This window comes from Arthrobacter sp. AL12, from assembly GCF_029960645.1.
In the GTDB taxonomy this organism is placed as follows: domain Bacteria; phylum Actinomycetota; class Actinomycetes; order Actinomycetales; family Micrococcaceae; genus Arthrobacter.
In genome coordinates this window covers 1-14,117 of the sequence record NZ_JASBQY010000031.1, presented here as the reverse complement: position 1 = coordinate 14,117, position 14,117 = coordinate 1, and the positions used below count along the sequence as shown (strand labels likewise).

Below are 14,117 nucleotides of genomic sequence, written 5' to 3'. Positions count from 1 at the left end.
ATGTACGCGGTTGGGTTTGTGCTCTCATTTATCTTCTCCGGCCGGGAATCGCTCCTCTCCGGCCACGACGAAGCGGCAAAGCTTGTCCAGAAGTGCTCGGCTCATGACACTTCTCAGCGTTTTGCGAGCGTTCTGGACGTTATAGCTGCCGTAGAAAAGCTTGACATCAAACCAGATCAGACCCCCGCGTAACTCGGGTATCGAAAGGAAGGGCCGGCGCACTAGGCGCCGGCCCTTCCTGGTTTTCCCTCTGCAAAGGAAATATGTGGTTCAGCTTAGCTGAACGGTTTGTGGTGCTGCCGCGGGACGGGTACCACGTTGTTCCTGGTCGCGCGGGTACAGGTCCCCCGGTCGCGTGGTCGCGGTTAATGGCGGTCCGTCGCTGGTGAGTGGCTGCTGTGGTTCGCTCTGGGCGGCGGACCGCCCGACCTCCGGGAGGTTCCCTGCCCTACTGGGTGAGTGGCCGGACGACTGTATTGGGGGATCAACCGCCCGGCACACTTTCAGGCTACTCCGCTTCGGCGGTGTGGTTATCGATGATTATCTGCTCCACGGCACTTGCCGTGTAACTTCTCCGGACTACTGGCCAGCGTCAACAGTTGGCAGGGTCTAACGAACGTCGCAGCGGGCCGGCTTCTTGTAGTTGCCTGTAAAAGTTGCAGACAGAGCGGACAGGTCTGGGTATGGGGACTCCGCAAGCAAGGGATATGCGTGAGAACCGAACCCCGAGTCAAGGCGGCGTACAGTATCTGCGGAGATCAGCTAATTATCACGAAGGAAGCCTCGTCGGCTGCGACGACAAAGAATCACCGCCCTGTTGATTAACGGGGCGGTGATTCGGTCGGAACGCGGTCAGCTTGCCTAGGGATCCGTCACTCTACGGTGTGGTCCTCTCGGTCATGACCGGGCCGCCCGTTCGTCGTACCGTTTGTGTTCCCCTTTTCAAAAATAAGGTCCGCCAATACTGCCGCGATCAATGCCAGATTGAAGGACGACGCTCCGCCTCCGACGAAGGCGATGACAAACAGGTTGGTCCGCGTGCTTTGAACCGGTACAAAGAAGACCGCAGCGATCACCGCCGCCAGCACAAAAACCGCCAGTACTGCAATCCGTGCCGGCCGTGTATCAATGGCTTTACGGTATATAGCGATTCCCGCCAGCCCGAACAGGACGGCGGCAATTTGCAGCTCCCAGGGAAAGCGCTTCGCGATCACAATGTTGGGCAGTCCGGATACATCGACGAGGTAGCCCTGGATCATGCCCTGAGTCTGGACTGTGGTGTAGCCGATGATGAACACGGCTGCCAGGGCAAGAACTATGCCCCAAACGATCTTTATCTTCTTCGCTGGCATCCCAGCCTACCTAAAGGCCAGGGGGATCTCGTTGAAGACGAATTTGGAGCTGCTGTTCTTCCGCTTGAGCTCCACCTGTTGCGGGACACGGGCGGACGCGGGATGGGCAATGATGTGAGATGCATCCCTGCCGGTCAGGCCGTCAGACGCGGTCAGGGCCTTCAGAGCGGTCGTGTCAACGTCTCCGGGGAGAAGAGTTGTTATTGAATCCGTCCCGCCATTCACCTGGACACCGACTGAAACTCCACCTTGAGCGAATTGTTCTTTAGTCGCGCACGATGATCCGCCGACGCCCGGTTCGCTCGTGAGCTGCATTATCACGCAGATCCGTTGCCCGGTATTGTCGAGTGCCACAGCGTACTTGCCTGCCTTGTTCTGAGCCAGAACTCGAACCGTGGAGTGATCTGCAGCGGCTTTCTCCGGGAGGGTGCGCGCAACAGCCGCGTCGGCGGAGGACTGCGGTTGGGACAGCGCCGGGACTAGCGTCGCCGTGTCCAGCGTCGTAATCGTTTCCGCCATGGACGGTGAGACGCCGATAGCTATGGCAGCTAATGGGAGACTTGCCACAATTATCGCTTTCGAAAGCCGTTTCATGATTTCTCTCCAAGCTGAGTCTTTGACATTTCCATGGCCATCAATCCCGGAACTGATCACAGTACATGGCCGGTTGGCCCGGGTTATAGTAGGTGGAGTTCCACCAGCACTGCTCGTAGACGTTGTAGCGGCGAGTGTCCCAGTGAGCGGTCCAGCCATCCGTTTTGCCTGAACCGCTTGATAGCCAATACCCCGTGCTGGCGTCAAACGTGGCAGTGTATTCGTAGTTGTTCTGACCGTAGCCGCCAGGATATATCCCGGCGTAGACTTGGCCGCCAGAGCCTGTTCCGGCGGCACTGGTCCAGTGCTGGTTCTGGAAACTGAACCCGCTAAAATAGCGATAGTTATAGGACGCTTCAGCCGCCGGCGCAAATAACATGGTGATGCCCAGCGCGGTTGCAGCCGAAATCACGGCCAGCCGGTGGCGTTTCAAACGACGTAGCATATTCTCGAATCCCCCAAGCTTCCAGACGGGAGTTTGCCCCAGCGCAAACCCGACATCCGTCGTGGTGAAATGACTCTCCATCAAATTGACGAACGTGTCAATGGCCGCATTCGCCAACCCACGAAACATGCGTAAATCTTGATTGTTGGAAACCTGACCGGGAGGCAGCGTAATCGCTGGCTGACACAGAAAATCGCCCTTTTCGTGATCATGGTGCCGAACTTCGCAAATGCACCAGGTGTGCTTGCGAACCAATGAAGCTCAATGTGAGGGGGACGGGAAATCGGGTATTCCCAAGGACACTTGGGTCCTCATCTGTGCGAGTTTGTTCCGGGCGCCGTTCAGGCTGATCTCGATGCCTTCGAGCTCCCCGAACCATCCGCGTTCTTCGGCTTCGACCTTGCGGTCCATCAGCGCCTCGACCAGTTCTTCCAGGCGGGGACGTTGTACAGGATCGGGGCGGAGCATGGGGCACCGGATGCAAGCGTGCTCGTGGATGCAGGGTGTCCCGTAGGCTCGTCCGCAGCTGCCCAGCTCGACCTTTCGCTTCTTGAAGTGGTCATGGAATTCCTGGATCTCAGCGTCACTGGGGTCAAGGTAATCATCGGGTGGCCGCAGTGCCCTGCGCCTATCGAGAAAGCTTCTGAAATGCCGGAGGGTATCCTCGTCGTGAATGGCCGCGTACCCCTGCGTTGTGGAGATGTTTTGATGGCCCATGAGCCTGGCAAGAATGTGTATGGGCAGCCCTGATGACAGGGCCGATGTGGCAAACAGTCTTCGGAAATCGTGTGGAGTGAATTTGTATTCGTCACCGTTCTCGTCTTTAAGGCCGGCTCTGTTGATCGCGTCGCGTATGGCCCCCCTGACCCAGCCGGGTGACATGGTTCGGCGTTCGCTTCCGGTTCGTAACTGGAACAGGTGAGGCAGTGGCGGGCTGTAGACGCGCTCGGCCCCGTCGTAGCGGACCGCCAGAGGAACGCGCCCGTCGGCGTTCGAAATTCGTCTCTTTACGAGCGCGAAGACGTGGGCGAGCTCCGGAGAGATGAGAAGTATCCGTTCCCTGTCGGTCTTTGAGGGAACGATCTGAACAAGGGGAAGCGCCTCGCCCGTTTCAGGGAGTCGATAGATGGAAAATGCGTGAGTGGTGATCTCCACAAGTTCCTCGATCCGCACCCCGGTCTCGTTCAATGTGTTGATCAGCGCCCAACTCCAGAAACAGTTGTCCTCGAGTTGAGTCAGATCCACCCGACGTTCAAAGCGCCCGCCAATGACCCAAATCCGACCAGAACCCCGCGGTGCATTGATCGTTCTCCGGCTCATCTCTTGACGGCGGTAAGTGATGCCTTGATGCTCGAATTCCTGCCCTTGATCCGCCGCTGTTCCTGCGGCCAAAAGTGCCTGAGCGTCGCGAAGCTCGTGAGCGGCGCTCGTCAGCAGCCTCGGCAGCAGCGGACTCAGATTCCGAATCCTTTGATGAATTCGGGCTTGGGTTCGCCGTTTGTGTTTGTTGGCCCCGGAGGTATCTTCACGCGTCAGAAAAGAAGGGGCCGCCCATTGGGCCCAGTAGGCGTCGTCGGTGGCCCACGAGGCGATGTCCAGGTATAGGCCCCTGACGATAAACAGAGTGCGGTGCTTGGTTGAAATTGATCCATGCATGAATCGGTTGAGCCAGGCCCGTCCTTCACCGAAGCTGATGTGCAGGCTGTCAGCTTCGGGGTTGTGGACTTCGATGTCGAGCCAAAAATTCTTGACCAGTTCGTAAACCATCCAGCGAATCGTCGAGTAGTCCACCGATGGTTCTCTGATCTTGAGGTAGCGCACCAGCATGTCCCGAACTGGTTGGCTCCGGATCCCGTAGGAATCAACCATTTCGGTGACAGAGGGCCGCTTGACCGCGACTGTTTGCAACAGTCCCGGTGTGGAGACGTCGAATATCCCGAGGTCTTTGAGCATGGACCAGACATAGGTAAGCCCATCGGGTTTCTGGCCCCGTCCGATCTGGTAATCCCGGTATCCAAGAAGATGCTCCGGGCGAAGTTCATGCACCGGCACGCCGGTATGAACCAGGACTTTCGTCACGACGTTGAGGCCATTATCGAAGTTCGAAGGCCTCACTTTCAGTGATACTCCGTGCTCGGTCATTCGAGCGAAGAACTCCGGATGCCTGTTCAGGCGGATACGGTGAAACCTGGGCCTGGCTTTTCCGAGCCAGGTGTAGCCCGGCCTGATCACGTCCAGCGCTATGAGGTCAGCAATTCCATTCGCCGATTCGAATGCTGCCCGGTTCAAGTAGATGCCCTGCCATGGGCTGCCGAGTCGGTCTTTCCAGTCGTGCCCAGGGTCTTGACAGCCGGCGTTTTGCCATCGTTGCTGCCACGTCTCTCCCTCGAATTCACTCAACGCCTGCAGAATGATGCTCACTCCGCGGACCGACACGGTATCGGCACCGTCGAGGCCTTTCGCGCGTTCAATGAGTTCCGGCTGGGGTGCCAAGGAAAGGCGCGGGACGGAGTCAAGTGAGTCGGCCGCCGGCTGAGCAGGGGGCGCGGAAATAGGCAGGGAGCGCACATAGTCTCGAACTATTGCCATGTGGTGCCTCCAAAGAGTTCCGTCATATCTGCGGGCGAATACGGTGACGGGTGCTCTGGTGAGGTCTCCGGATCGCGGTTCCCTGCGGCCCGCGAAACGAGATGCTGGTTGACCCGTTCGATGACTTCGTCATCGCGAAGCCTCAAATACGCCTCGGTCGTGGTGATGTGAACATGTCCGAGAACGGCCTGAATATCTGTCAGAGAGACGTTGGGATCTCGTGCCATACGGATGGCAGCGGTGTGGCGGAAGTCGTGGAGGGTCCAGTTTGCCCCCAAGACACCGTTCACCCGGCGAAGAATGCCCCGTGCAGCTTCGTAGTTCAGCGGCCGGTAAGGCTTACGCAGCGTCCACCATGCACTTGCTCCGAGCAGGGTGAGGTCCTCGGGGAGTGATTCCTGATACAACCGAAACCATCTGAACGCCTCATGCGATGCGGGAATCCGCTGGACAGCTCCGGAGCCTTTGCGCACCACGGAGATGCATTGCTGCCCGACATCGACCATGCCATTGGTCAACCCGACAAGCTCCGATGGCCGGGCTGCACTGGAGACATAGAAGGCGACCAAAGCCCTGTCCCTGTTTGTTCCGAGCTGGATAAACAGATCCTCGAAAGCCTTATCGGGGATGGAGCGGGGCGCCTGGACGGGGACCTTTTGCCGATAGTCAGCTCGAGGACCTTGTCGGTATTCGTTTTCAGGGTTGTGGTGGGCTCCGAAACGGCCGTCACGGCCGGCCCGCTCAGGCACCGGATTGCGTAAAGGCCCCGTCAACGATCTCCGGTGGAACTCATAGAACGCGCTGAGCACTGACAAGTTGTGATTGATGGTTCGTGGGGAATAGAGATCGCTCAGATAGGGCTTGCCTGAGACTTCGTTGACAGCTGGGCCCAGCCGACGCCGCACCGGCTTCTTCGACGCTTCACGCAGGGAGGCCACGAAATCCCGGACATCGTCGCGGGTCACCCGATTCCATTCCTTGCCAGAACCCCATAGAAAACGGAACCACCTCAGAAGGTCTCGTGCATAAGACTCCACACTGGACGAGCTCATCCCCCGGGCCCAGAAATCGTGCAGATACTGATCCACGCTCGGTATAGCACGGTCATCTGCACCCCACACTTGCCAGTACGGAGCGACCGGAATTTCCCGGACGCTCCCTTCAGGACGTACTTCATGGGAACTGCCTTGGCTCTGTGTACCCATACTGGTGACTCCAATGGTCCGAAGGTCGTCCGAAGCTATCGCTCTTAGTCCGGTCAACATATCCCCAGACAGTGAGCTGGTTCAGGTAGTGAAAGTGCCGTTTCTCGGCGGACCGCCATGAGTCTTTCTGGATGGTTTTTTCGTACCCTGCGCAGATCAGGGCGATGAGGGAGAACTCGGGCCGGGCGGTGGTTTTGGCGGTGTGGTCCCGCAACGGGTTCCAGCCCCACCGGTCGGTGTCCTCCCCGGTCTTAGCCCCGATCATCTCGGTGGCGACCTTGCCGTCGTAGCCGCTGGCGGTTTCGGGGTCGTGGGTGATGGCGTGGACGGTGAAGTACTGCCAGCCCTTCGGCGCGGTCTTCCGCGACAGCAGGGTCTTCACAAAGTCACGCCTGACCTTGGTGGCGCTTTCCATCTCGCGGTTATTGGCTATCAGGGTCTTCCGCTCGGCTTTCTGTTCCTCGGTCATCGGGCCTTTCTGGGCCTGCGTGCCGCCGTCGTAGCGTTCGTACTTCGGGGTGAAGCCCAGGTCCTTCCAGCCGGTGATGACGGGGTTGGCGTTGTGCTGGCCCCGGTAGTCGGTGCTGATCAGGTAGGCGTTGGCGTCCTCGTCGGTGGCCGGTTCCCCGTCGGCCCGCTTCGCGGCCGAGACGTACAGGTTCTCTTCGTTGGCGTAGTGCCCGGCGTCCTCGACGATGGTCTTGCCCTGGGCCTCGAGCTCGGCGATGAGGGCGGCGAGGGCGGCGCCGCGGTCGCGGCGGTCCCGGATCATCTGCGCGACGTGCAGGAGCTGATCGGGTTCGTCCGCGATCACGGACTCCAGCTCATCCGTGGCGTCCTGGTTCCCTTCAAACTCGGCCATGATCAAAGCCTCGTCAATGGTGTAACCCTTGCCCAGGGCGGCGGCTCCGGCGGTCGAGGACTTGGCTTTCAGCGCCCCTTCCACGGTGGTCTTGGTGCGCCCGGTCTTCTTGGCGATCGCGGCGGCTGAGACGCCGATCAAAGACAGCTGGTGGTAGGCGTCGGCCTCGTCCGCTTCGGTCAGTTCGGCGCGCTGGATGTTCTCCACGACCTGCGTCACGATCCGTTCGGCTTCCTCGGGGGACTCGATGATCATCACCGGGATGCTGGTGCGTCCGGCTTCAACGGCGGCGCGGGTGCGGCGCTGTCCCATCAGAACGTGCACCACGCCGTCGTCCTTGCGGTGGGCGATGACGGGTTCCATCACGCCGTGCTCTTTGATGCTGGCGATGAAATCGGGTGTCAGGGCGGCGTCTTTGCGGACGTTGATGTCAACGGTCAGGGTGGCCGGGTCGAGCATTTCGAGGGTGGGTGTGGTGTTCATGGTGTTGCTCCTTTTGCAGAGGATTCCGGTGGGTGGGGCGGCTCAGGTGACCGGCCAGCTTCCCCTCTCCCCCCGTTGATGCTCCTATAGGCGTCAAATTGAACATGGCCACTTTGATTTAGGACTGGTGTGACGTGGTCGCCCGCTGAAGGTCGCTTTCAATCCAGGATGCTCGTTCTTCCCGCCGCGCCCGGGCAGAAATCCGGCCGTGGAAAGACGCTCAGCAATCCGGATAGATCCGGGCCGGAACGAAAGGAGCGCCAACACTCACGAGGGGCCTGACTCCGAATCGAGCAGGGCGCTACGCTTTCCTTCCAGTGCTGATAACGGGCAACGGACCGCTGAGCGTTTCCCTCAAGGCGCACTGCTGACCTTCGGCGCAGGAGACCAAATAAGGATCAGCTGAATCAGTAGCTGTTGCGCACCAGGAAGTTCGGGGCTTGTTGGCTCCAGCCGCCCTCATTCCTGACGGACTCCAGGCTCCTCTGTGCACCTGCAGGGACCACCAGCCAGCCTGCTTCGGTCCGGTCGGGGGACTCCATTCTGAGACCGCCGGATTCGAAGCTTTTCAACAGCGTGCACCCTACGGACTTGCCTTCTCCGTTGGCATCGATGGGAATGATGCAGATCGTCTTGCCGGGCGGAGCGTTAGGGGCGAGCTTCTCTCCAGCGGGGGCACCGTAGTAAGTGATCGTCGCGCTGTGTCCCAGGAGCCGGGTCTGGGAGGGATCAATGCCTGCGCCGCCCAGGGCAGGCAGCGCCCCGGCGGGCAGCCTGTCCGTCTTCTGCTGGGGGCGGGTCAGCGACTCGATGATCCTTGAGGGGTCTTCGGATCTGTCCTCGGGGGTCCGGGCCAGGGCCAGCCCGCCAAAAATTACGGCGCCTGCAAGCGTGCCGGTGCCCAACCACAAGCCCATCCGTCTCCACCTGCCTGCCGATGCTTCTCCCGGGAGCACGCGGTCATCAATGAGGGGCACGCCTACCGGGGACGTTGCACCACCTACGTTGGGCACGCGCTGTTGGAGTGATGCCGGCAGCTGTACGAGCTGCCGGCGCAGCGCATCGCTTCTGTCCGCCTGGAACTGGGGGCTCACAATATCCTCCCTTGGTGAAGTGTCTGATCGGTTAGAGGGCGGTCTGGGTCAAGTCCCCTGTAAAGCGCGCCGAGTCTTGTCTTGGCGCGGTGCAGTCGTGACTTCACCGTTCCTTCGGCAATCGCGAGGGCAGAGGCAGCCTGGCGGATGCTCAGCCCCTCAACGACACACAGAGTGAGCACATCGCGGTCCCGTGGCTTGAGCCGCCAGAAGGCAGCACGTAACGCCGTCGCCTCCGCGTCGCGCCCGGCCGAGTCGGCGAATTCGTCGGCCACATCTGCCCCCACTGCTGGCGGTGGAAGCTGATCCAGGAAGGCCTCGTATCGCCTTCGCTGGCGGTTATGGTTGCGGATCGTGTTGTTGGCTGTCACCAACAGCCAGGCAACTATGGAGCCGTTGACCATGCGCACGTACTCTCGGCGACGCCAGGCCTCATAGAAGACGATGGCGGTGATGTCTTCGGCCTGATGAGCCGATCCAAGGATGCTTAGTGCGTGGCGCAGCACTCGATCCCGGTGCCGATCAAAAAGTCTGCCGAAAGCGTCGCCATCGCCGTTGACCACGAGCAGCCACAAGGCTTCATCCGTACTCTCTGATCCCCCACTCATACTTCATAGTGTCCGGACCATCGAATTGGTTCCACTTTTTCAGGAATTTTTTCCGGCCAGAGGTCTGATCTCAGCAGGGAATTGGGCGGCATGACTCCTTCGCGCAATTCGTGCGAACCATTTTCGAATGGATCGCAAGAGGTCCGCAAAAGGGAGATCTCAGCACCGCTACTCGAAACTGCGAACCTAAAAGCCGATGACTCCGGGGGCACGCCCGCAGGGACATGGGTGCCCTGGATCTCAGCGGTCCTGAATCAGGTTGGCCTGATCATCAAATCGGGATTTTGGCTGTTTGCTCGGTCAGCCATTGGCGGTAGTTGGTGGCGAGTGCATCGTTACGGAGAAGGCCTCGTTCCAGACTGGAAATTTTGGAAGGCCAATGACCGAGCTCGCGGGCTGCGGTCGTGATGGTGAAACCGAGCTTGGTGCGCATCTGGCGCAGGTCGGCGTTGCTTGGTGCCGGCTGAGGGTTGGTGATCTGGCGGTACAGTTCCCGGGCTGCGTAGCGTTTGAGGCACCGCATGATTTCGCGTTTGCTCTTACCCTCCGCGGTGCGCTTGGCCACGTAGTCCTTTGTCCGCGGGCACGAGCCCATACGCACCAGTACCACCTGATGCAGGGCACGGTTGGCATTGCGGTCACCGCCTCTGCTGAGCCGATGACGGCTCGTTTTGCCCGAGGAAGCGGGTATGGGCGCAACCCCCACGAGGGCGGCGAACTGGGCCTCATTCCCAAGACGGTCCGGATTGTCCCCAACGGTGACCAGGAGCTGGCTGGCCACTTCCGTTCCCACACCTGGAAGGTCACAGAGCATCGGCGCGTAGGTATCAAGGATTTCCCGGAGCGCGGCGTCCGCGGCAGCTATTTCTGCGGCGAGGGACTGGCAACGGGTGGCGAGGGCCTTCAACGTCACCAGGCATACGTACTCAGGGTCAGCAATATGGCCCGAAGGTCTGGAGCGCTGCAGGGCCGTGATCATTGCCGAGGTTCCCAGCCCCCGGTATTTCGCCCGGAGGTTGTCCGGAGCCGACACGAGAAGGCCCTTGATCTGATTAATGGCTGCGGTACGGGCCTTCACTGCCGAGGTGCGCCCGGCACGCAGGATACGCAGGCATTCAACGGGACCGTCTTTGGCCTTCGGGATCGCTGTGGCCCGGCCATCGAGTACCGATTGAGCGGCCTGGTAGGCGTCCAACGGATCGGATTTGCCCTTCAGCCGGCGCGCGGCCCGGTTCGGGCGGTTCACCTCCAGCACACACAGACCTTCACCGCGCAGGGCTCTGGCAATTTCGGCGCCGTATGAGCCGGTGCCTTCAACCCCTACTGCGGTGACAGGGCCGTAGCTGGTGATGAACTCCACGATCTTCCGGTATCCGGATCCGACGGCCAGGAATTCCCTGTCCGCGAGGGGCTTACCGTATTCGTTGATGACAGCCACATGGTGCGTGTCGGCGTGGGTGTCGATACCTGCGATGACATTGGTTGTTTCGTTTGCCAAGATGGAAAAGTGCCCCTCAGTCGGGTGTTCAATGGCTGATTGAATGAATGGGGCGCGGGCCAGGTGGGCAGACAGAACGGTAATGGGACTGGTCGAATCAGGCTCCTATGAAGTCATGTCCGCCTGGCTCAACACCCCTTTGGTGCACCTCGAACCGGCGGACAGATCAACAGCAAGACAGCGCCCGGAAGCACGTCAGTTTTTTGGGGAGTCACGCCGGCCCAAGAGCGTTACCAGTATTACCGTTTTTTGGTTGCTGGCAAGCTCGCTTGCTCGGCGGCCGACGGAGCCCTGTCTACCCGCAGGGCAAGGGGCAGGAAATTCCGTCAAGGAAATCAGCGACGCAGGAGCGCCGGAGGGACATTTCCTGCACCGCAGGCCCCGACGAAGGAGGGGCTAGACGGGGTGGAGCGGACGCCTAGAATCCGAAGGAATCTCAATGATGTTGTCAACGGATGTGGGTGTGCGGTTCCGGTGGCCCGGCCGGTGGTGGCCGGGGCGCCGGACGCGTTTCTAGTCCGTCCAGCCGGGGTAAGGCTTCCGGTCCTGCTCGGGCAGTTCCGCGGGCGTGGCGGGGAGGTTATCCGGGCCGTGGGACTGGCCGGATGCCCAGTGGAAGAACACCTCGGCGGTTATCGCTTCGAAGCAGGCGTCCTGGGACCGGAACCAGTGCGTGGCGGTGTCGCCTTCGACGCAGGTGCCGTAGCCGAACAGTTCCCCGTTCCGGTCGCCGGTGCGGGCGACGGCGAAGATGATGTAGGGCCAGGCTCCGGCGTCCCATCCTTCGCTGCCCCAGTTCGGCAGCACGGACCAGGCGGTGCCTTCGAGGGTGTCCATCCAGTCGTACCCGTCCCCTGCCCGGTCGTCGGAGGGAAGGGCCGGGGCGGTGACCTTCTCTGCGGTGTCGGTCGTGACCGTTCCGGTCATGGTTTGTGTGTTCATGGGGTGAAGCTCCGTTTCGCTCGGGCGGGGCCGGGTGCCTGGAGTACCGGCTATCCCTCTCCCCCACCATGTTTTTTGCCTGCTGGCGGAGCATCGCGTAGCTGTGCCCGACGGAGCCGGGGCAACCCGAAGGGCAAGCAGCGGATGGGTTGGGTGAGGAAATAAGCGCAGCGCCGAACCCAAGGCATCCGATGCGCGGCCGTCCGCAGGACGGTTGCGCCGGTGGAGCGGGCACGTATGATCCAACGGACAGCAGCAAAAAAGGACAAGAAAAATGCTTCTGCTGCCCGAGCGCAGCGAGGCCCGTATCGTTTCAGCTGCGGAACCTTTGCCTGGCCCAAACGGGGCCGGCGAGGAAGCGCAGCGTCGTTGAGGCATAGGGATGAGTGGGCGAAAGGCGCATAGTGGGACGATGACAAGTTCTTACGACCGGGGCGGCTCCACTAGCACCGGGGCTTCCCGGGAACATATCGAACGAGCTCTCCTCGGCTATGGGGCGACGGATGTTCTTTTCAGTCAGCTTGGAGACCGGAGCGCTATCGCCTTCAGGGGTGACGGCAGACAATTCCGTATCGTCCTCTCCTTGCCGCAACTGGCTGGAACCTCGACGGTCCCAGGGGGCACAGCGGAGGACCCTGCCCGCGAAGCGAAGGCAAAAATCCTCGAACGTGCCACCCGCAGGTTTTGGCACGCCCTGGCTCTGGCAATAGATGCCAAGCTTGGCGCGGCGGCGGCAGGCACCGCCACCCTCGAATCGGAATTCCTGGCCCACGTGGTTCTCCCCGGGAACCGGACTGTACTCAACGAACTCGAACCGATCATCGCCGCTGCATACCGGTCCGGCCTGCATCCCTCATTCGGCGATCCGGCCCCGTCTTTACCCGTTTCAGGGGGGCGACTCACCGCAGAATCCCCACACCGGCGCAGGAAGGTGGCGCCGACAGTCCTCGACCCGGCGCAGTCGCTTCAGGAACTCACGGCCCAGGGAGTGGGCAGAATCCTGCACAACATGGTCAAGATACTCGGTGATCGCGACAACTTCACGAGCCAGCAGATGCTGGAGCTCATCGATCAAGAACTGGGGCAGGATCAGCGCCGCGAAGAACCTGCCGCGCACCATCTGAAGCCTGTCGGACCCACCATTCGCGGCTCAAATCTGCGCCCCGTCCACGCACCTGAACAGCCTGCTTGACGGGTTGTTAGGCCACGAAGTGGGTTGTCGTGCCAGTGGTGTCGGAGAAGCGCGTGAGAATCTCTGCGGCAATGGTGTGCAGCTTCTGGTTACGGCTGATCGAGGCCCTGCGGAGGATGTCGAAGGCTTCCTCCTGCGAGCACCTGCTCTGGGCAATGATCACCCCGCAGGCCAGGTTGATCGCTGTCCTGCCCTCCATCGCGGCCTTCAGATGACCGCTGAGCAGATCCGCCGCGGCGATCCTGATGCCAAGGCGTAAGGCATCACTGGCCACGTCCGCAAAGTTCACTGCCACGGCAACGGCGTCCCCGGTAAACAGGCCCGGGCCGGGGGCAGAAAAGTTCAGCGCTGCGGTCGCGTCCTGGCGCAGCTGAAGGGGCACGGCCAGCGCGGCGGGGTTTCCCGCTGCGGCGGGTTCGCTGCTGTATCCGGCCCAGCGCTGCTCTGCTGCGGCGTCGCTGTTACCGGCGATGGTGCGGCTGCGTTTGTGCAGCCGCAACGTCAGGACGCACCCGATCCGCGCCCCCGTCGCCCGGCTCATTGTCGCCGCAGCCAGAGCGGCCATACGGTCCAGTAAATCCTTGATGTCCCCGGCGCCGTCGACCAGGCCGAGCAGCCGCCGAAAATCGTCGGCTTGCCCGTCTTGGTCCATAACCCTGATAGTAGCTTCCACGGCCGCAGGGCTTGTCCCCATGGCTGCGAAGTCCACTCCTCGGACCATCGCCTGGTCAGAGTTGCCCGTTCAGGCGTTCGTTGCGCGGGCTGGTACGGATCACGGTCAAAGGACGTGCAGCCCCGCCGGACCCCGTTCAGGCAGCCAGACTGGCTGTCTTTGCCGGGACCGGGGTGTAGGTGGTGCCGTCGCGGAGCATGGCCCAGAGGACATTGAGTCGGCGCCTGGCGAGGGAGAGCATGGCCTGGATGTGGGTTTTCCCTTCGGCGCGTTTGCGGTCGTAGTAGGCCCGGGATGCGGGGCAGCTCTTCAGGGCTGAGAGGCCGGAGAGGTAGAAGACCCGCAGCAGCCTCCGGTCGTAGCGGCGGGGCCGGTGGTGATTGCCGCTGATCCTGCCGGAATCCCGGGGCGCGGGGGCAAGTCCGGCGACGCCCGCGAACCGGTCCGCGGTTTCAAAGACGGTCAGGTCCCCGCCGGTGGCGCCAAGGAACTCCGCGGCGAGGACCGGGCCGAAACCTGGCATACTCAGCAGAACCTGGGTGTGCCGGTGTTCGGTGACCTTCTCTCTGATCAGAGCGTC

At 61.2% G+C, this 14,117-nt stretch carries 13 protein-coding genes and 1 pseudogene; 2 read left to right on the top strand and 12 right to left on the bottom strand.

Annotated elements, in window-relative coordinates:
• Nucleotides 1-192: pseudogene (locus QK291_RS18845) on the top strand (protein kinase family protein); the annotation flags it as partial.
• A 680-nt stretch (nt 193-872) separates the two neighbouring features.
• Here the strand turns inward: QK291_RS18845 and QK291_RS18840 are convergent.
• From QK291_RS18840 to QK291_RS18795, 10 genes are all read right to left on the bottom strand, one after another.
• On the bottom strand, nt 873-1,352 hold the full coding sequence (locus QK291_RS18840) for a hypothetical protein (protein WP_232083158.1): 480 nt from the start codon (nt 1,350-1,352) through the stop codon (nt 873-875).
• A 6-nt stretch (nt 1,353-1,358) separates the two neighbouring features.
• Nucleotides 1,359-1,946 carry a hypothetical protein gene (locus tag QK291_RS18835; RefSeq protein ID WP_232083157.1) on the bottom strand — a complete coding sequence of 196 codons (588 nt, stop codon included), beginning with the start codon at nt 1,944-1,946 and terminating at the stop codon, nt 1,359-1,361.
• A gap of 40 nt (nt 1,947-1,986) precedes the next feature.
• Nucleotides 1,987-2,646, bottom strand: coding sequence for a hypothetical protein (locus tag QK291_RS18830; RefSeq protein ID WP_232083156.1), 660 nt, complete (start codon nt 2,644-2,646; stop codon nt 1,987-1,989).
• A gap of 6 nt (nt 2,647-2,652) precedes the next feature.
• Nucleotides 2,653-4,812: a site-specific integrase gene (locus QK291_RS18825; protein WP_232083155.1), complete on the bottom strand. Its 2,160-nt coding sequence runs from the start codon at nt 4,810-4,812 to the stop codon at nt 2,653-2,655.
• A gap of 158 nt (nt 4,813-4,970) precedes the next feature.
• Nucleotides 4,971-6,185, bottom strand: a complete 1,215-nt coding sequence (locus QK291_RS18820) for a site-specific integrase (protein ID WP_269461777.1) — start codon at nt 6,183-6,185, stop codon at nt 4,971-4,973.
• Nucleotides 6,154-7,530: a ParB/RepB/Spo0J family partition protein gene (locus tag QK291_RS18815; protein ID WP_282384366.1), complete on the bottom strand. Its 1,377-nt coding sequence runs from the start codon at nt 7,528-7,530 to the stop codon at nt 6,154-6,156. Before QK291_RS18815 ends, QK291_RS18820 begins: the two co-directional genes overlap by 32 nt.
• Nucleotides 7,531-7,937: 407 nt before the next feature.
• Nucleotides 7,938-8,447, bottom strand: coding sequence for a hypothetical protein (locus QK291_RS18810; RefSeq protein WP_282384364.1), 510 nt, complete (start codon nt 8,445-8,447; stop codon nt 7,938-7,940).
• A gap of 173 nt (nt 8,448-8,620) precedes the next feature.
• Nucleotides 8,621-9,232 carry an RNA polymerase sigma factor gene (locus QK291_RS18805; protein ID WP_282384363.1) on the bottom strand — a complete coding sequence of 204 codons (612 nt, stop codon included), beginning with the start codon at nt 9,230-9,232 and terminating at the stop codon, nt 8,621-8,623.
• 271 nt (nt 9,233-9,503) lie between these two features.
• Entirely contained in the window at nt 9,504-10,730 is a 1,227-nt protein-coding gene (locus tag QK291_RS18800; protein WP_282384362.1) for an IS110 family transposase, read from the bottom strand.
• Between the two features lie 513 nt (nt 10,731-11,243).
• Nucleotides 11,244-11,672, bottom strand: coding sequence for a hypothetical protein (locus tag QK291_RS18795; RefSeq protein ID WP_282384361.1), 429 nt, complete (start codon nt 11,670-11,672; stop codon nt 11,244-11,246).
• A 412-nt stretch (nt 11,673-12,084) separates the two neighbouring features.
• On the opposite strand from QK291_RS18795, the gene QK291_RS18790 reads away from it, so the two are divergent.
• Complete coding sequence (locus tag QK291_RS18790) at nt 12,085-12,864, top strand: hypothetical protein (protein WP_282384360.1); 780 nt, start codon at nt 12,085-12,087, stop codon at nt 12,862-12,864.
• 7 nt (nt 12,865-12,871) lie between these two features.
• Here the strand turns inward: QK291_RS18790 and QK291_RS18785 are convergent, their stop codons facing one another.
• The gene (locus QK291_RS18785; RefSeq protein ID WP_282384358.1) at nt 12,872-13,516 is read right to left on the bottom strand and encodes an ANTAR domain-containing protein; all 645 of its coding nucleotides are present in this window, start codon (nt 13,514-13,516) and stop codon (nt 12,872-12,874) included.
• Between the two features lie 157 nt (nt 13,517-13,673).
• A partial coding sequence (locus QK291_RS18780) for a transposase (RefSeq protein WP_282384357.1) occupies nt 13,674-14,117 on the bottom strand: 444 nt, incomplete at its 5' end.

Excerpts from the sequence above, each read along its gene's own strand:
- QK291_RS18840 (WP_232083158.1), bottom strand. The coding sequence starts at position 1,352 with ATGCCAGCGAAGAAGATAAAGATCGTTTGGGGCATAGTTCTTGCCCTG.
- QK291_RS18835 (WP_232083157.1), bottom strand. The coding sequence starts at position 1,946 with ATGAAACGGCTTTCGAAAGCGATAATTGTGGCAAGTCTCCCATTAGCT.
- QK291_RS18820 (WP_269461777.1), bottom strand. The coding sequence starts at position 6,185 with ATGGGTACACAGAGCCAAGGCAGTTCCCATGAAGTACGTCCTGAAGGG.
- QK291_RS18815 (WP_282384366.1), bottom strand. The coding sequence starts at position 7,530 with ATGAACACCACACCCACCCTCGAAATGCTCGACCCGGCCACCCTGACC.
- QK291_RS18810 (WP_282384364.1), bottom strand. The coding sequence starts at position 8,447 with ATGGGCTTGTGGTTGGGCACCGGCACGCTTGCAGGCGCCGTAATTTTT.
- QK291_RS18805 (WP_282384363.1), bottom strand. The coding sequence starts at position 9,232 with ATGAGTGGGGGATCAGAGAGTACGGATGAAGCCTTGTGGCTGCTCGTG.
- QK291_RS18795 (WP_282384361.1), bottom strand. The coding sequence starts at position 11,672 with ATGAACACACAAACCATGACCGGAACGGTCACGACCGACACCGCAGAG.
- QK291_RS18790 (WP_282384360.1), top strand. The coding sequence starts at position 12,085 with ATGACAAGTTCTTACGACCGGGGCGGCTCCACTAGCACCGGGGCTTCC.
- QK291_RS18785 (WP_282384358.1), bottom strand. The coding sequence starts at position 13,516 with ATGGACCAAGACGGGCAAGCCGACGATTTTCGGCGGCTGCTCGGCCTG.